Source organism: Acinetobacter sp. NCu2D-2, from assembly GCF_001647675.1.
Taxonomy (GTDB): Bacteria; Pseudomonadota; Gammaproteobacteria; order Pseudomonadales; family Moraxellaceae; genus Acinetobacter.
Genome location: NZ_CP015594.1, coordinates 1,590,553 through 1,608,521 on the forward strand (window position 1 = coordinate 1,590,553; position 17,969 = coordinate 1,608,521).

Consider the following 17,969-nt stretch of genomic DNA (forward strand, 5'->3'; position numbering starts at 1 on the left):
CTTTTGAAAGCTTGGGTAGCTTAGCCACCAAACATCGCGAACTTCAATGCCCATAGCGCTGCAACAATCCAAACCATATACGGTACAGTTTTCGCTTTACCTGTTAATAGTTTGATAAGTGCATAGCTGATAAAGCCCATCGCAATACCATCCGCAATTGAATATGCAAATGGCATAAAGATAATCGTTAAGAATGCTGGAACAGCTTCCGTAATATCATCCCATGCAATGTTCACAATGCCTTGAATCATCAACACACCCACGAACAATAAAGCAGGTGCAGTAGCAAAACCAGGAACCGATTGAGCAAGCGGTGCTAGGAATAAACACAATACAAAAAGAACACCAACAACAACTGCAGTTAAGCCAGTACGACCGCCTGCAGCAACACCCGCAGAAGATTCAATATAAGGTGTAGTTGATGAAGTACCCAGTGCTGCACCCGCAACAATTGCCGACGAATCAGCAAATAATGCTTTTTTCAGACGTGGTAATTTTCCATCTTTAAGTAAACCCGCACGGTGTGAAACACCAACAAGCGTACCTGTTGAATCGAATAAATCGACAAGGAAGAATACGAAAATCACACCGATTAAACTTGCACTAAATAAGCCAGCGAAGTCCATTTGCATGAAAGTTGGTGCAAGTGAAGGAATCTCACCGACCACGCCTTGGAATTGGTTATAACCTAACGCAGTTGAAATCGCAGTAATCACCAAAATACTGATAATGATCGCGCCGCGCACTTTAAAGTGGTGCATCACCACAACCATTAAGAAACCAAGTAAAGCGAGTAAAACAGATGGTTGTTTAAGATCACCAAGTCCCACTAATGTCGCTGGATTATCAACAATAATGCCTGCATTTTTTAGTGCAACCAATGCAAGGAATAAACCGATACCACCGCCAATCGCAAATTTAAGCGACATTGGAATCGCATTTACGATGGCTTCACGAACTTTTAATAGGCTGATCGCAATGAAGATAAGACCTGAAACAAACACCGCACCAAGTGCAGTTTGCCAAGGCACACCCATGCCCATACATACTGAATATGTAAAGAAGGCATTGAGACCCATACCTGGTGCCAGTGCAATTGGATAGTTTGCAATAAGACCCATTACAAAACAGCCAATTGCAGCGGCAAGACAAGTCGCTACGAAGACAGCCCCATGATCCATTCCTGTTTCGGATAAAATCATTGGATTGACAATAATGATATAACACATCGTTAAGAACGTGGTTATACCGGCCAGAACCTCAGTGCGAAAACTGGTTTTGTTTTCGCTTAGTTTAAATAAGCGTTCTAGCATATTTTCAGAAGATGGATTAGGAGTCGTCATGACCTAGCCCCTATAGAGTAAACTTTATGCTTTAAGCATTTCGTAAATATCGTGAAATTATTAAATAACACTTATCTATGAATCTCTTAGCAACAAAAATGCCAGCATTGCTATTCGACGGGTCAAAAGCTTATAGCGTTGAAATAGAATAATCGCACACTAAAAACCGAAAAAATCAAATAAAAAAGCTGCATAACTCTTATGCAGCTCAATTTGATTAATCGAATCAATTACTTACAATTGTAAGATTTTAATTCGATTTTTAATTTTTGAAATTATAACACACAGTTTTTTGAATGCTTCCAAAATTTAAAATTAAATTCGGAAATCTAAAACTCGTTGCAACTCAAAGTGCTAGGCTTACCGAATTTTTATGATCATTAATGTGTATGGCGATTGGACTCAATCAAATTCAGAGATTGATTCGCATCACTCACAACACGTTCGATCTCCTGCTGACGCTTTACCTCAGCTTGGCGATGTACAAAAAAAACTAAGGAAATCACAATTATCACAATGATCGGCACTACAAATATCTTCATATCCATATGCAATACGTCTACATTCTTTAATTTATGCTAACAAAATACCAATAATAAGTGTGACTTGGTACACATTTATAACTATTTTTTGTAACGTATTTTAGATTTTCTTCAGTTTAAATATGTTAAATCTCGTATAACAAATCTCATATTTGCAATTTTTTCGTATTGGCATTTTTATACGCAATTTTTAAATGTTTTATAAGAATTATGCTTGATTTTGGTGATCTACTGGCATTTTCTACCTAGAACCCAAAAAGTAAAATGCTTTATTTTAGGACATGTACAGTATCTTTTAGTGCTTACACCAAATGAGAGTTAAAGGATTAATAAAATAAAAAAACCGATGAAAAGTAGGGTTTATGTGACTATTATAAATTTTAATATCTGTTTTAACTCAACATTTATACGTATTTTAAGCACAAAAAGACCAAGATCACTTTTTGTAATCTTGGTCTGAAATTTTATTTAGGCTGCGTTAAGCTCATCGCGCTTGAATACAAGTTCTCCATTCAGCGTACTTTCGGCATCAAAGTAGTAACCATCAACATTGAACCCTTTCAGATCCTCAATAGTCGTGATTTGATTTTCTATGATAAAGCGCGCCATCAAACCACGCGCTTTTTTGGCATAAAAACTAATAATTTTATATTTGCCATTCTTTTGGTCTAAGAATACAGGTTTAATAATTTGTGCCTGAATTTTAGATTCCTTCACAGATTTGTAGTATTCATCCGATGCAATATTCACGAGTAATTCAGAATTCGCTTCTGCCAAATCAGCATTAATTAAATCGGTAATGATATTGCCCCAAAACTCATAAAGGTTTGCACCACGTGGATTGGCAAGTTTAGTGCCCATTTCCAAACGATACGGCATCATTAAATCAAGCGGACGTAATAAACCATATAAACCTGAAAGCATACGAAGATGGTGCTGCGCATACTGAATTTGCTGATCATTTAAGTGATAGGCATCTAGACCGGTGTAGACATCACCTTTGAAAGCAAAAATGGCTTGACGTGCATTTGAAAAGTCAAAGTCTGGCTGCCAGTCACGGAACCGCTCCACATTTAACTTTGCAATTTTTTCACTGACTGACATCAGACTGGCAATTTCTGTCGCAGATAACTTTTCTGCAACTTCAATCAGCTGCTGAGAATGATCAAGTAAACGTGCTTGTGTAAACTCGTCTGTGGGTAATGCAGTTTCGTAATCTAATGTCTTTGCAGGAGAAATAAGTGCAAGCATAGCCATCCTAAGTGATTTTTTTCGTTGCAAGCACTATATCAGTTGAATTATTTCTTTGCCAATTTGTGTTTTTAATAAACATTATCTGTAGAATATGCGCTCTCCCGTTATCCCATTCTATTTTCATCAATGTCTGAACAGCTTTTTATTCAAGGACCCGTTGGTCAAATTGAAGTTTTCGTAGATTATCCACAAGGTGACGTGAAAGGATTCGCAGTTGTATGCCACCCACACCCTTTGCAAGGTGGCACACCTCACCACAAAGTACCCACATTGTTGGCGCAAATGTTCTTAGAACATGGCTGCATTGTCTATCGTCCAAGTTTCCGTGGTTCTGGCGAAAGTGCTGGTGTACATAATGAAGGCTTCGGTGAAACTGAAGACACATTAACTGTCATTCAATATGCGCGTGCACAACATACTACTTTGCCATTCTATGCTGGTGGTTTTAGTTTTGGTGCACACGTGATGGCTAAATCTTATGACAGTTTGCCTGTTGAACTTCGCCCAAAACAAATGATTTTATGCGGCTTACCAACTGCAACAGTGGCTGGTCTACGTCATTATCAAACCCCAGCCATTCAGGGTGATATTTTATTCTTACATGGTGAAGCTGACGATATTACTTTATTGTCTGACTTAATCGCTTGGGCGAAACCGCAACGTCACTTGGTGACCATTTTGCCCGGAGCAAACCATTTCTTTACTGGTTATTTAAAGCAGCTACGCATTGCGATTAGTCGTTTCTTAATCTCGAATTAAGCTCACATAAAAAGCCCATCTTCAGATGGGCTTTTTATATCATTAGCTTATTGATCATACTTCCATTCGAAATCGCTAAATTTCTCATCTTCTTTTAAGGTATTCTCAACCGCTTGGGCTAATTGATTCAATAGACTTTGTTCGGTAATCCGGTCTAGCCAGTCTTGTTCTTCTTCAGGATAAGATGAAATCTCACAGACCAAATGCCCTTGACTATCTTTATGCTCACAGCTAATCGATAAAGGTAATTCATGCTCTTCTACACTGACAGCAATATGCGATCCACTTTGCGGCAACGTCTTAAAGCCATATTTCTCTAAATCTTGTGCAAGCAGTTTCGCCACATAATCTTGCGTATGTTGCGTGCTTTGCTCATTCGACTGTTGACTGTTATTCGCCATAAATTTTAGTTTTCGCATTATGCCATCCTATCAGCTTTTTATTATCACTGTTCAGCATAGGCTACTATAAACAAAATAGCCAAGCAAAAGCTTGGCTATTTGTTACCTTTTTCGAATTATTCGGTCACTTGAATATTCAAACCTGCACGTGCAGTCAGCTCAGTAAATGTAGGAAAACTGGTTGCAACAGTTTCAGTACCAACAATACGAATTTCTTCTGAATTGCGTAGACCTGCAATCGAGAAACTCATAGCAATACGGTGGTCATGATGCGATTCAATTTCACCACCTGTAAAGATTGGACCCCATTCACCTACTTTACCTTTACCTTCAATGATAATGCCATCTTCAGTTGGTGTGCAGTCAATGCCCATGGTTTTCAAACCATCCGCCATCACTTGAATACGATCTGATTCTTTGACACGAAGCTCAGCAGCACCGGTCAAAATCGTGCGACCTTCTGCACATGCAGCTGCAATAAACAGTGCTGGGAATTCATCAATCGCCAATGGCACTTGATCTTCCGGCATATGAATACCTTTTAGGGTACGTGAACCACGGATATGGATATCTGCAATCGGCTCACCACCTGCAATACGTTCATTTTCTACAGTCAGGTCAGCGCCCATCTGTTTCAAAATTTCGATCACACCTGTACGCGTCGGGTTAATGCCTACCGCTTCAAGTGTCACATCTGCATTTTCTGTAATTGCAGCAGCCACCATAAAGAAAGCAGCAGATGAAATATCAGATGGCACTTGGATATTTGTACCTACTAATTTTCCACCACCTTGCAGTGAAATACGGTTACCTTCGGTTTTTACCTCATAACCAAAAGCACGCAGCATACGTTCAGAATGATCACGTGTTGGCTCAGGCTCAGTCACAGCCGTTTCACCTTCAGCCCAAAGACCTGCAAGTAAAATACCTGATTTCACCTGAGCAGATGCCATCGGTAAATTGTATTCAATTCCTTTTAGCTGTTGATTACCGCTAATAGACACTGGCGGTGTACCACGTTCACCTGTGGTTTGAATTTGTGCGCCCATTTCACGTAAAGGTTTGGCAATACGCTCCATAGGACGTTTTGACAGTGACGCATCACCGGTCATCACCGAATCAAACTTTTGCGCTGACAACATACCTGATAACAAACGCATTGATGTACCTGAGTTACCCATATATAGCGCAGTTTTCGGTGCTTTTAGCCCATGCATACCCACGCCATGAATGGTTACTTCACCATTTTTAGGCCCTTCGATGCTGACCCCCATATCGCGAAATGCCTGTAATGTTGCAAGCGCGTCTTCACCTTCAAGAAAACCTGTCACATGCGTTGTGCCTTCAGCAATCGCACCAAACATGATTGAACGATGTGACACAGATTTATCGCCTGGCACAGTAAACTTACCTTGGAAATTTTTAGCACCCGGTAAAATGGTAAATTGCTGAGTCACTTTGGTTTTCTCCATCAAAGGTTTTTTCGCCAGCATGTGATTAAAGTGCTGGCGCGCGGCTTGCGCGTGTCCTAATAAGCCCATTAGAGCTTGTGAATCTTCATCTTCAATCAGTTTACGAATGACAGCCAATTGCTGTTCAAATCCATCTACTGCATTGAGTATTGCTTTTTTATTGGCAAAGAAAATGTCATGCCACATTTGTGGATCGCTGGCTGCAATACGAGAAAAGTCTCTAAAGCCGCCTGCTGCATAACGAAAAATATCTAAATTGTCTTCTCGGTTAGCAAGTTGCTCAACCAAATTAAAAGCCATTAAATGCGGAAGATGGCTTGTATGTGCCAGCACTTCGTCATGCTTATCCACATCCATACAAATCACTTCCGCTTTAGCGGCTTGCCACAGTTGAATCAGTTTTTCGACCGCCCATTCACCGCTGCTCGGTAAAGGCGTCAAAATCACTTTATGATTGGCAAATAAATCGACTTTACCCGCATGTACACCTGTCAGCTCAGCTCCTGCAATCGGATGACCGGGTACAAAACCTGCTGGCAGCTGCTCACCAAAAACCGTTTTCGCGGCTGCAACCACATTACCCTTGGTACTACCGACATCAGTAATAATGACATGTTCAGCCAAATATGGTTGAATTTGTGCCAAAACTGTCTGTGTCGCTTGCACAGGTAATGCCAAAACAACAAGATCTGCACCTTGTACAGCATCAATCGGGCTTTGATAACCCGCAGAAATTAGACCAAGTGCTTTGGCATCATCTAAAGTTTTCTGTGAGCGTGTAGATGCAACGATTTCATTTGCCAATTTTTCAGCGATAATGACACGCGCCAGACTTGAGCCAATCAGCCCAAGTCCGATGAATGCAACTTTTTCAAACAGTGGCTGCATAACTTACGCTTTCGCCTCTCGACCTAACACTTTCGCAAGTGCAGTCAGGAATTTCGCATTTTCAGCTTCAGTACCAATGGTCACACGTAGGTGATTTGGAATACCAACAGGACGTACAATCACACCTTCTTTTAATAGTGCATTGAATGTTGCCGCTGGATCTGCCTGAACATCCACTAAAATGAAGTTAGCACGTGAAGGCACAAAGTTCAGACCTAAAGCTTTAAAACCAGCTTCCAGTTGAGCCATACCCGCTTTATTCACTTCGCGAGATTTTTCAATGAAGTCTTTATCTTTTAATGCTGCAACCGCTGCAACCATCGCCAAATGGTTGACGTTGAAGGGTTGACGGATACGGTTTAAGAAATCAGTCACTTCAACAGATGAAATAGCATAGCCAACACGAAGCGCCGCCAAACCATAGCACTTAGACAATGTACGGCTGATGATTAAGTTTGGATATTGCGCTACGAATTTGAAGCTATTGAAGTTTTCTGGGAAATATTCCACATAGGCTTCATCAAGTACCACAATGACATTTGCAGGTACTTTTTCCATAAACGCTGCAAATTCTGCTTCTTCGAACCAAGTCCCTGTTGGGTTATTAGGATTCGCAATAAAGATCAGTTTGGTATTGTCTTTAACTGCTGCTGCCATTGCATCAAGGTCATGAGAGAAACCTTTTGCAGGTACTTCGATCGCTTCGGCATTGATGGCTTGTGTCACCAATGAATACACGGCAAATGCATGTTGGCTATATACAACTGAATCTTTCTCAGACACAAAGGCATGAGCAAAAATTTCGAGCAAGTCGTTTGAACCATTACCTAAGGTAATTTGATCATGGTTAAAACCAAATTCAGTTTTAATTTGATCTTTCAGGATAAAACCACCGCCATCAGGATAACGACCGATTTCAGCAATTTCAGCAGCCACAGCTGTTTTCACATGCTCAGAGCAACCCAAAGGGTTTTCATTTGAAGCAAGTTTGACAATATCGGTAATCCCTAGCTCGCGCTCAAGTTCACTGATTGGCTTACCCGGTTGGTAAGGTTTTAATTTAGAAATACCTTCATTGGCAGGAACAAACGACATTTTATACTTCCGATTTAACGTGTAAAACAGTGATCAGCACCCTCGCACTGACCACATCGAGCTGTAATTAAAGTACAGCTGCTGGATAAGACCCCAATACGCGAATTTCTTTCACAAGCGGACGAATTTCTTCAATCGCTGCTTTTACGCGCTCTTCCTCAACGTGCCCTTCAAGATCAATAAAGAAGACGTAAGCCCATTTTTCAGGAAGTGCTGGACGTGTTTCAATACTTGTTAGACTAATGTTGTGTTTCGCAAATGGCGCTAAGATTTCAAGCAATGCCCCAGCACGGTCATGTGCAGATACAAGTAAAGATGTTTTGTCATTGCCACTTTGTGGCACTTTTTCACGACCAATCACCAAGAAACGTGTCGTGTTTTCTGGGTTATCTTCAATATTGCTGTGCATGATCTCAAGACCATAAATGCTTGCAGCAATTTCAGATGCAATCGCAGCAGAATGCCATTCATTACGAATACGGCGTGCAGCTTCTGCATTTGAGCTCAGTGCAACACGTTCAACACCAGGATAATGCGCATCGAGCCATTTACGGCATTGTGCCAATGTTTGTTGGTGTGCATAAATTTGTTTGATGCTGTCTTTGCGTGTATTTTCAGACACGAGGAACTGATGGTGAATTGGAAGTTCGACTTCACCAATGACATTTAAATGTGACGATTTAAAGCAGTCGAGTGTGTGATTGACAACACCTTCAGATGAGTTCTCAACAGGTACTAAACCATAATGTGCACTGCCCGCTTCAACTTCACGGAACACTTCATCAATCGTTGGCAATGGACGAACAACTGCGTCGTGTCCAAATTGTTTTAAAACAGCTGAATGCGTATAGGTACCGATTGGTCCAAGGAAAGCAATACTTTGTGGTGCTTCCAATGCCAAACACGCTGACATAATTTCACGGAATAAACGCGCCATTGTCGTATCGGATAATGGTCCTTCATTACGCTGCATCACATTACGTAAAACTTGGGCTTCACGCTCAGGACGGTAAAACAGTGGATTCTCTTCAGCTGCAAATTTAGCTTTTGCAACAGCTTCTGCTAAACGTGCGCGGCGGTTAATCAATTGTTGGATTTGCTGATCAACAGAATCGATATCTTCACGAATTTTTGCCAAATCAAGAGAAGTCGTAGTGTTTTGATCGTCGGTGATCATTGTAATGTCGCCCTTCATAAATCTTATCTGTTTCAGTATACCAATAGTTCGCTTTCAAATGTTACAGAATCAAACATGAATCTCTGTGAAATCAACAAAGGTTTTGCATGTTTCAACAAAAGCTGAAATTTGAAATTTTCTGTAACACTCTCAATAGCTTATTCTGTCAATACACATTATAAATTTGTATATTAACTTATCCATCTTAACTGATTTTACTTCAATAGAATCATCATTATTTCTTAATCTAATTAACGATTTTAGAAATATGAAAATTTCAATAAAAACAGAAAATTGCTAAAAGTAACTTGGCTCTAAAAAACTTTATCATTTATGTAATAAATATAATTGGTCTAAATTTTTATATGTTTTATAGCTACATGGAATAAGTAAAACATTACAAGGATATACACACTGTTTATTTTTTCTCGCTAGTTTGATGTCAATGCCAAATGGTGAGTTCAACAATGTCTAAACGTATTGCTGTACTTGTAAGTTCGAATTATCAAGACCATGCCTATTGCTTGCCTGTGGAAGCCTTTCGTGCTGCACGCCACAGCATTTGCAATATTGAGCATCATGCAGGAAAGATCGTCTATGGATCAGAACTGCGTTCACATGTAACGATTGATCGTGAGCTTACACAAACTCGCGTCGATGATTTTGATGCTTTGCTGATCCCCGGTGGAGAATCGGCATTATGGTTTAGTCAGGATCCACATGCACTAGCATTTATTAGAGCTTTTAATGACGCTCAAAAACAAATTTTTAGTTTGGATGATGCTTCGCTATTGCTTGCCTCGGCAGATATTTTAAATAATCGCATGATTACCAGCATTCGGGATCATTATCCGCATCTAAGGGATCGTGGAGCAAAATATTATGATGCAGAATTGGTCAATGATAATAACCAAATTATCTCTTCACGCGCCCCTGCTGATCTGAATATCTTTATCCATGAGTGCCTACAGGTCTTGCGCTCATAACCAAATAATAAAAATAAAAAAGGGCCGTTATCGGCTCTTTTTTATCACTGAAAGGTTAGCGACCCAAAATGCTTCGTGCCACAATCTCTTTCATAATTTCATTGGTACCACCGTAGATCCGTTGAATACGTGCATCGACAAAGAAACGTGAAATTGGATATTCAGTCATGTAGCCATAGCCACCAAATAACTGCAGAAGATTATCGGCAATTTTCATTTGCATGTCTGTAGAGAAACTTTTGAGTGCAGCAGCTGTTTCTACATCCAACTTACCTTGCATATATAACTCTAGGTTTTGGTTATAAAAAGCTGCAGTTGCCAATTCATCAATTTTTGCTTGCGCCAATACGAAACGTGTATTTTGGAATTGCCCAATGGCTTGACCAAACGCCTGACGCTCTTTGACATAAGCCGTGGTGACATCAATTGAACCACGAATTGCGCCCAATGCTGTTGCGGCAATCGCTGTACGTTCACGTGGTAATTCCTGCATTAAATAAGCAAAACCTTGACCTGCATTACCTAATAATTGCTCTTTAGGTACTTTAACATTGTCAAAGAAAAGTTCTGAAGTATCTTGAGAATGCAGACCAATCTTGTCGAGGTTTGTGCCTTTTTTAAAGCCGTCCAAATGGGTATCAACCAACATAAGTGAAACACCTTTGGCGCGTGCTTGTGGATCGGTTTTCACTGCAAGTACCACTAAATCCGCATGCTGACCGTTAGAAATAAACGTTTTTGAACCATTTAATACGTAATGATCACCCTGCAAAATGGCACTGGTACGCATGGCTTGTAAATCGGAACCAGCACCTGGCTCGGTCATGCCAATCGCACCCACCACTTCACCTGTGGCCATTTTCGGCAGCCAGTATTGCTTTTGTTCTTCTGAACCAATATGCAAGATATAAGGTGCTGCGATATCAGAATGACATGATAAACCTGTAGAAATTGCGCTATAGCCCGCACGTGCAGATTCTTCAATCAACATCAAAGAATAATGTGTTGGTACACCATAGCCACCGTATTCTTCAGGCACATCGACACAAAGGAACCCATTTTCACCCAATGCATTCCAAAGTGAACGCGGTACCATACCCTCGCGTTCCCATTGTTCATAATACGGAGCCACATGTTCATCTAAAAAGCGTTTAAAGTTATCTTTGAATAATTCTAAATCGGCATCGTAAGCGAGCATTCTTATATCCTTGAACTGTTATTTTTGCTTTACGTATCACAGGCTATAGCGTTTTGATGACGCTGTCATGGGCTCAACGTTATTTTTTTCAAACTCCATGGTCAATAAAAAAGGAAGCCGAAGCTTCCTTTTTTTTTACTTAATATTCTCAGTGTGCGTTTTTATCATGAACCATTTGTTCATCAATCGCAGCTGGATTATTTAACGCATAATTCAGTTTTTCAGTATCAAGCTGACCGACCCATTTTGCCACAACCAAAGTTGCCAATGAGTTACCAACAAGGTTCGTCAATGCACGTGCTTCAGACATGAAACGGTCGATACCTAAGATAAGTGCCAAACCTGCCACTGGAATATGACCCACTGCAGATAAAGTCGCAGCCATCACGATAAAGCCGGAACCTGTAACACCTGCAGCGCCTTTTGAAGAAATCAATAAAACAAGAAGCAAGGTTACTTGGTGAGTCACATCTAACTGAGTATTGGTTGCTTGTGCAATAAATACCGCAGCCATGGTTAAGTAGATTGCTGTACCATCAAGGTTGAATGAATAACCTGTTGGAATTACGAGACCAACTACTGATTTCTCAGCACCCGCAATTTCAAGTTTTTTCAACATACGTGGTAATACAGATTCAGAAGATGATGTACCTAGTACAATCAATAATTCTTCACGAATCAAGCGAATCATTTTCAAAATACTAAAGCCACAGATACGTGCAATAGAACCTAAAATAATGAAAATGAATAGCAAGCAAGTAATGTAGAAGCAAAGAATCAATTGACCAAGCTGTGCCAATGAACCGATACCATATTTACCAATGGTAAATGCCATCGCACCGAACGCACCGATCGGCGCAAGTTTCATGATCATGTTCACGATGTTAAAGAATACATGTGAAATTTGATCGATGAATTTCAATACTGGCTTACCAGTTTCACCCAATTGATGCAGTGCAAAACCGAATAAAATGGCAAATAAAAGAACCTGTAAAATCTCACCTTCTGCAAAAGCACCAACCACAGTACTTGGGATGATGTTCATGAAGAAATCAAGGGTTGATTGTGCAGCACCAGATTCTACATATTTTGAAATCCCTGCAGTATCTAAAGATGCAGGATCAACGTTCATGCCAACACCTGGTTTTGCGATGTTAATTACCAGCAAACCAATAATAAGTGCAATTGTGGACACGATTTCAAAATACAGAAGTGCAATACCACCTGTTTTACCTACAGATTTCATGCTCTCCATACCTGCGATACCGCTCACTACGGTACAGAAAATCACAGGTGCGATGATCATTTTAATCAAACGAATAAAACCATCACCAAGTGGTTTAAGTTGTTCACCTAAACCTGGGACATATTGTTCAGCACCATTAATGATCTGGGTACCACTCGGAGAGAAGTGTCCCACAAGGATACCGGCAATAATTGCGACAATCACTTGGAAATAGAGCGACTTATAAATTGGTTTCTTAGCCATGACATTACTTCACGATATATTTCTATAACTAGAAATATTCAGTTTTTGTCTATTTAAAAAATAAACAGCCTTAAAACTTATTTATCGTAGACAAATAAGCGCCTATGTACCGAGATAAATCTGGTACTGAGAGATTCAAATGTGTAGTTGTGATTACAAATCACAGAAACCCTTAATGTTTTAAGATCAAGAGCAACGTTCAGGAGATGAAGAAAACACAATAACTGCGCGAATTTTACCTGTTTTTTTACAACTTGTTTCAGCCGAAATGTTAAGTTTGAATAAATAGTAAACAATTTTACCTAGACCATCGTCTAATTGATCGCAATTTAACCCCTAAAATAAGCGTAAAAAATACCAATATCATCGTAAAATATACCTATACTTCATCAAAGCTTTAGAAAGAACTGATATGAACACCAAACGAAATATCTATAAAGACGTTGAACATCCATTTGCACAATTCGTGCGAATTATTGGTAAAGGTAAAAATGGTGCACGTTCACTGAGTTTTGATGAAGCCTATCAAGCCTTCAGTATGATCTTAAAAAATGAAGTGCTCGATGTTCAGCTTGGTGCCTTTTTAATGTTATTGCGTGTTAAAGAAGAATCAATTGATGAGCTTACTGGTTTTGTACAAGCGACACGTGATCAGTTGAACTTTAAATCACTCGATGTAGATTTAGATTGGTCATCTTATGCAGGTAAGCGCAAACATTATCCGTGGTTTATATTGGCAGCACTGACACTTGCAAAAAATGGTTATAACATTGTGATGCATGGTGCCTCAGGACATACCATTAACCGAGTGTATACCGAACAAGTCCTCGAGTTTTTAGGCTATCCAATATGTAAAAACGACCATGAAGTTGAACAAGAACTTAATAAAAATCACTTTGCATACATACCTTTAGAGGTTATTTCGCCGATTCTTTCAGAATTAATTTCCCTTCGTAATGTGATGGGGCTTCGCTCTCCTATTCATACCTTAGCTCGTTTAATTAACCCATTTAATGCCAAAGCCACCTTACAAGCGATCTTCCATCCTGCTTATCGTAGCTCACATCAAAAAGCGGCTTATCAACTCGGCTATAAGAACAGTGCCGTGATTAAAGGCGAAGGTGGTGAATTTGAACGTAATCCAGATGCAAAGACGTTAATTTGCGGTATTCAGGAGGGGGAAATGTATGAACATGAGCTACCTAAACTGACAGATAACCGCAGTCCGATCGAAGAAGAACTAAATTTAGATTTCTTTAAACAAGTGTGGTTAGGACATGCGTCTCATGAATATGGTGAGATTGCGGTCGTAGAAACTATGGGGATTGCCCTCTATACCATGGGTAAAATTCCTAACTTTGAACAAGCCATGCAACATGCCAAACAACTATGGCTTAACCGTAACATGGCATAATCTGACAGAACTTATTCATATTTTTAAACCTTTCAATATTTAAAATATATTTCACGGTTTATATAATATTTGCTCAATAAAAAAGGACCGAAATTCGGTCCTTTTTTTGTTCATTTATTAGATGAAACGAATAGGCTTAAACTCTGGTTCTTCTACATGAGAATCACAGTGTTCATCTTCCTCTTTAGTCCCGCGGTCAATATAACCACTACGTTCAGTTTCAGGCAGATTTTTCATTTCCCATGCATAGACCGCTTGCATACAGGTCTGGCGCTGCTCGGCAGTCAGTGCCACACCATTGGGCCATTTACCAATTTCAATTGCTGTACGTAGACGAGCTACAATCTCAGGATCGAGTACAGCTAGCATTTTTTCAATATTCATTTGTTAATCCTGATTGTAATAGTCAAAATCACGGTTCCACCCAAGTTTGGTACGGCAAGCCATATAGAAGTCATAACCAGGTGGGTGCAATAAATGCAATTTAAATGGATGCTTGCGGATATGGATAGTATCGCCGACATTCAGCGCCACACTGTTCTGTCCATCCGCACTGACCATAGGTAAAATTCGGTTTTCACGAATTTCTAAACGAATCTCACTTTGTCCACCGACCACAATCGGTCTTGAAGACAAGGTATGCGGATGCATCGGCACCAATGCAATGGCATCCATACTTGGGTGTAAAATTGGACCACCACCCGACAATGCATATGCCGTTGAACCTGTAGGTGTTGAAATAATCAAACCATCACTATGTTGGCGGTAAACATACTGACCATCGATATTTAATTCGAAGTCAATCATATGCACCGAACGACCTGAGTGTAAAACAATATCATTTAGCGCGATGGCATCATGAATGGTTTCACCTTTGGTTCGAATTTCCATCTCTAACAGAAAACGGCGTTCGAGCTGAAACTCACCTTTCAGCACCTGATCCAATTTAAAGATCACTTCGGTCGGCTTAATATCCGTTAAGAAGCCTAAACGCCCACGGTTTACACCAATCACAGGAATATTATATTTCACCAATGCGCGTGCAGCATGTAGCAACGAACCATCGCCGCCAACCACAATCACCAAGTCAACCACTTCACCTAGCAATGCTCGGCTTACAGTTTGGGTATTTTTATAGGGTACTAATTCTGCTGTATCTGCATCAAAGACAGGATGCAAACCTAAATTCAGCAGATGATCATGAATAAGACATAGTGTTTCAACTACAGAGGATTTATCGGGTCGTCCTACTAAACCAATATTTCGAAATGTCTTATGTGAAAATATCACCTGTCGTGTCGCTCCACTACGATTCGACTCTATAATAGCATTAAGCTAAGGTAGATTGACAATCACTAACACAGCCAAGTCACTGGAAAATTCTTATAAAATTGTGACCAAATACAAGCAAAGTTCGTCTGACTGATCTTAATTTTTACCTTAATAAAACGTTTAAATATTGCAAAAATCTCAAAAGCTTCGCATGATTAGCAGAATTTAGAAGGTTCTTATCTTTATTTATGAAATCTGAACGTGGCTTAGGACTGATTGCCTTAATTTTTTCAGTCTTGGTGATCTCTGCATTTGTAGCTTTTAGTATCTATTTGATTCGCCTAGACAATATTGTACGTGAAAAATTTGAGGGACAACGCTGGGATATTCCCGCTAAGGTCTTTGCACGTCCTATGGATTTGTATCCAAATGCGCCCATTAGTGAAGCAGATTTCTTAGAAGAACTTCGACTTTTAGGCTACAACAGTTCAGATAGTTATACCAAATCCGGTAGTTATGTGACATCAGGCAATACCTACTATGTCCATACCCGTGGTTTTGACTTTGGTGATCGTGTTGAACCTGAACAAGTTCTAAAAATTGGGTTTAACAATAATCAAATCACAGAATTAAGTGCAACTAAACCTTCATCAACAGGAATGGTACGCCTTGAACCGATGCTGATTGGTGGTATTTACCCACAGCATAATGAAGACCGTGTACTGATCAAACTCAATAAAGTTCCGCGCCCTTTAATTGAAGCCTTAATTGCGACTGAAGACCGTAATTTTTATCAGCATCATGGTGTATCACCACGCGGTATCGCACGTGCGATTGTCAGCAACGTGACAGGTGGCAAACGCCAAGGTGGTTCGACCCTGACCCAACAATTGGTGAAGAATTTCTATTTATCGCCTGAACGTACGATTAAACGTAAAGCCAATGAAGCCTTTATGGCACTTTTAATTGAGCTTCATTACGATAAAAATGAAATTTTAGAAGCCTATTTAAATGAAGTGAACCTAGGTCAAAATGGTAACTATTCTATTAATGGTTATGGCTTGGCTTCTCAGTTCTATTTTGGCTTGCCACTGAAAGAACTCAATATTGCACAGCAAGCCTATTTAGTCGGTTTGGTACAAGGTCCTACACTCTATAACCCTTGGAAAAATCCAGAAGGTGCAAAAAACCGTCGTAATGTAGTTTTGCATAATATGTTGGTGATGGGTTATTTAAGCCAATCTCAATACGAAACTGAAATTGCACGTCCATTGGGTGTTATTTCTAAACCAACACTTGGCCCTGCTCGCTTCCCAGATTTCCTCGATATTGTACGTCGTCAATTACGCCATGAATATCAAGAGGGTGATATCACCAATCAGGGCTTAAAGATTTTCACAACTTTAGATCCTTTAGCGCAAACACGTATTCAGGAAAGCTTTAAGCAAAGTGTTGCCAACTTAAGTAAAGCTAACCCTAAACGCTTACAGGATTTACAAGGTGCAGTTCTCATTACCAATCCTGATAATGGTGAATTGGTTGCTGCTGTCGGTTCAACCCAAGACTTTACAGGTTTTAACCGTGCAATTGATGCCAAGCGTCAAGTGGGTTCACTGCTTAAACCTATTATTTATTTAAGTGCCATTGAATCAAATCGCTATACGCTTGCAAGTCCAATTGAAGATTCAGAAATCAGTATTCAAAGTGATGGCAAAGCATGGAAACCTCGTAATTACAGTGGCAGTCCGCATGGTGTCGTGCCTTTATCGCAAGCCTTAGCAAATTCTTATAATTTATCTGCTGTTCGTCTAGCCCAAGAATTTGGACTATCTAACTTTATTAATCAGCTGAAAAAGTTTGGTGTTACTTCTGAAATTCCATCTTATCCATCTATTTATTTAGGTGCAGTGAATATGTCCCCGATGGAAGTGATGAGCATTTATGGCAACTTCGCTTCAGGTGGCTTTAAACATCCAATTAGTGCGATTCGTAATGTCGTCGATGCTAAAGGTCAATCTTTAGAGCGCTACGGCATGACAGTACAAACCACGATAGATCCATCATCTGCCTATATCCTAAATAATGGCTTACAGCAAGTGATGCGTTCAGGTACAGGTCGTGCAGCCTATGCCACCCTACCACAAAGTTTGGGTCTAGCGGGTAAGTCAGGGACAACCAATGATACTCGTGACTCATGGTTTGCCGGTTACTCAGGCAACTATTTAACGGTGGTTTGGTTAGGTTTAGATAATAACAAAGTCACTGGTTTGACAGGTTCGTCAGGTGCATTACCCGTGTGGATTAATGTGATGAAGAATTTACGTTTAAAACCGGTTAATTTAACACAGCCAAATGATGTACTTTGGCAATGGATTGATGGTGCAACAGGTAAACTTTCAGGTAAAGGTTGCTCAGGTGCGCTATATATTCCTTTGACACGTCATTCAATGCCAAATCAATCTTCAGGTTGTGGCATTACTGAACATGCACCTGAACCATACGATATTAACAGTGAAGAACCTGTCGATCCGTTTAGCAATGGATCAGGTGGTTATATTCAAGAAAGTGAGGATTATGGCGATAACCGTTCGGGCGAAACTCTAATTCTTTCCAGCGGGAGTTATAGCGCAGAATGAAGAAGTTTATCTTTATAGTTAGCATGATACTTGGCTGTTCTGC

General features: G+C 40.0%; 14 protein-coding genes. 4 read left to right on the plus strand and 10 right to left on the minus strand.

What is annotated here, in order from left to right:
• Window positions 1-20: 20 nt before the first annotated feature.
• Window positions 21-1,343, minus strand: a complete 1,323-nt coding sequence (locus A3K93_RS07590) for an NCS2 family permease (RefSeq protein ID WP_067730396.1) — start codon at window positions 1,341-1,343, stop codon at window positions 21-23.
• 1,010 nt (window positions 1,344-2,353) lie between these two features.
• Window positions 2,354-3,136, minus strand: coding sequence for a peroxide stress protein YaaA (gene yaaA / locus A3K93_RS07595; protein ID WP_067730398.1), 783 nt, complete (start codon window positions 3,134-3,136; stop codon window positions 2,354-2,356).
• Between the two features lie 129 nt (window positions 3,137-3,265).
• Here yaaA and A3K93_RS07600 point away from each other — a divergent pair, with 129 nt between their 5' ends.
• Window positions 3,266-3,898 carry an alpha/beta hydrolase gene (locus A3K93_RS07600; RefSeq protein WP_067730400.1) on the plus strand — a complete coding sequence of 211 codons (633 nt, stop codon included), beginning with the start codon at window positions 3,266-3,268 and terminating at the stop codon, window positions 3,896-3,898.
• A 47-nt stretch (window positions 3,899-3,945) separates the two neighbouring features.
• Here the strand turns inward: A3K93_RS07600 and A3K93_RS07605 are convergent, their stop codons facing one another.
• From A3K93_RS07605 to pheA, 4 genes are all read right to left on the minus strand, one after another.
• Complete coding sequence (locus A3K93_RS07605; protein WP_067730402.1) at window positions 3,946-4,317, minus strand: hypothetical protein; 372 nt, start codon at window positions 4,315-4,317, stop codon at window positions 3,946-3,948.
• A 98-nt stretch (window positions 4,318-4,415) separates the two neighbouring features.
• Window positions 4,416-6,659 carry a bifunctional prephenate dehydrogenase/3-phosphoshikimate 1-carboxyvinyltransferase gene (locus A3K93_RS07610; protein ID WP_067730405.1) on the minus strand — a complete coding sequence of 748 codons (2,244 nt, stop codon included), beginning with the start codon at window positions 6,657-6,659 and terminating at the stop codon, window positions 4,416-4,418.
• 3 nt (window positions 6,660-6,662) lie between these two features.
• Window positions 6,663-7,754: a histidinol-phosphate transaminase gene (hisC, locus tag A3K93_RS14990; protein WP_067730407.1), complete on the minus strand. Its 1,092-nt coding sequence runs from the start codon at window positions 7,752-7,754 to the stop codon at window positions 6,663-6,665.
• A 67-nt stretch (window positions 7,755-7,821) separates the two neighbouring features.
• Window positions 7,822-8,931 carry a prephenate dehydratase gene (pheA, locus tag A3K93_RS07620; protein WP_067730408.1) on the minus strand — a complete coding sequence of 370 codons (1,110 nt, stop codon included), beginning with the start codon at window positions 8,929-8,931 and terminating at the stop codon, window positions 7,822-7,824.
• Between the two features lie 467 nt (window positions 8,932-9,398).
• Between pheA and A3K93_RS07625 the strand changes: the two genes are divergently transcribed.
• On the plus strand, window positions 9,399-9,917 hold the full coding sequence (locus tag A3K93_RS07625; RefSeq protein ID WP_067730410.1) for a DJ-1/PfpI family protein: 519 nt from the start codon (window positions 9,399-9,401) through the stop codon (window positions 9,915-9,917).
• Window positions 9,918-9,972: 55 nt separating this feature from the next.
• On the opposite strand, the gene A3K93_RS07630 is transcribed toward A3K93_RS07625, so the two are convergent.
• Window positions 9,973-11,115 carry an acyl-CoA dehydrogenase family protein gene (locus A3K93_RS07630; protein ID WP_067730412.1) on the minus strand — a complete coding sequence of 381 codons (1,143 nt, stop codon included), beginning with the start codon at window positions 11,113-11,115 and terminating at the stop codon, window positions 9,973-9,975.
• A gap of 148 nt (window positions 11,116-11,263) precedes the next feature.
• Window positions 11,264-12,604 (minus strand): dicarboxylate/amino acid:cation symporter, encoded by a 1,341-nt coding sequence (locus tag A3K93_RS07635; protein WP_067730416.1) that lies wholly within the window; start codon window positions 12,602-12,604, stop codon window positions 11,264-11,266.
• 412 nt (window positions 12,605-13,016) lie between these two features.
• On the opposite strand from A3K93_RS07635, the gene A3K93_RS07640 reads away from it, so the two are divergent.
• Window positions 13,017-14,018 carry a glycosyl transferase family protein gene (locus A3K93_RS07640; protein WP_067730422.1) on the plus strand — a complete coding sequence of 334 codons (1,002 nt, stop codon included), beginning with the start codon at window positions 13,017-13,019 and terminating at the stop codon, window positions 14,016-14,018.
• Window positions 14,019-14,135: 117 nt separating this feature from the next.
• Here the strand turns inward: A3K93_RS07640 and A3K93_RS07645 are convergent, their stop codons facing one another.
• Together A3K93_RS07645 and A3K93_RS07650 are read right to left on the minus strand one after the other, a co-directional pair.
• Window positions 14,136-14,402, minus strand: coding sequence for a YeaC family protein (locus A3K93_RS07645; RefSeq protein ID WP_067730424.1), 267 nt, complete (start codon window positions 14,400-14,402; stop codon window positions 14,136-14,138).
• A 3-nt stretch (window positions 14,403-14,405) separates the two neighbouring features.
• Window positions 14,406-15,308, minus strand: a complete 903-nt coding sequence (locus A3K93_RS07650) for an NAD(+) kinase (RefSeq protein WP_201787398.1) — start codon at window positions 15,306-15,308, stop codon at window positions 14,406-14,408.
• Window positions 15,309-15,538: 230 nt separating this feature from the next.
• On the opposite strand from A3K93_RS07650, the gene mrcB reads away from it, so the two are divergent.
• Window positions 15,539-17,926 carry a penicillin-binding protein 1B gene (mrcB, locus tag A3K93_RS07655; protein ID WP_067730428.1) on the plus strand — a complete coding sequence of 796 codons (2,388 nt, stop codon included), beginning with the start codon at window positions 15,539-15,541 and terminating at the stop codon, window positions 17,924-17,926.
• Window positions 17,927-17,969: the final 43 nt, after the last annotated feature.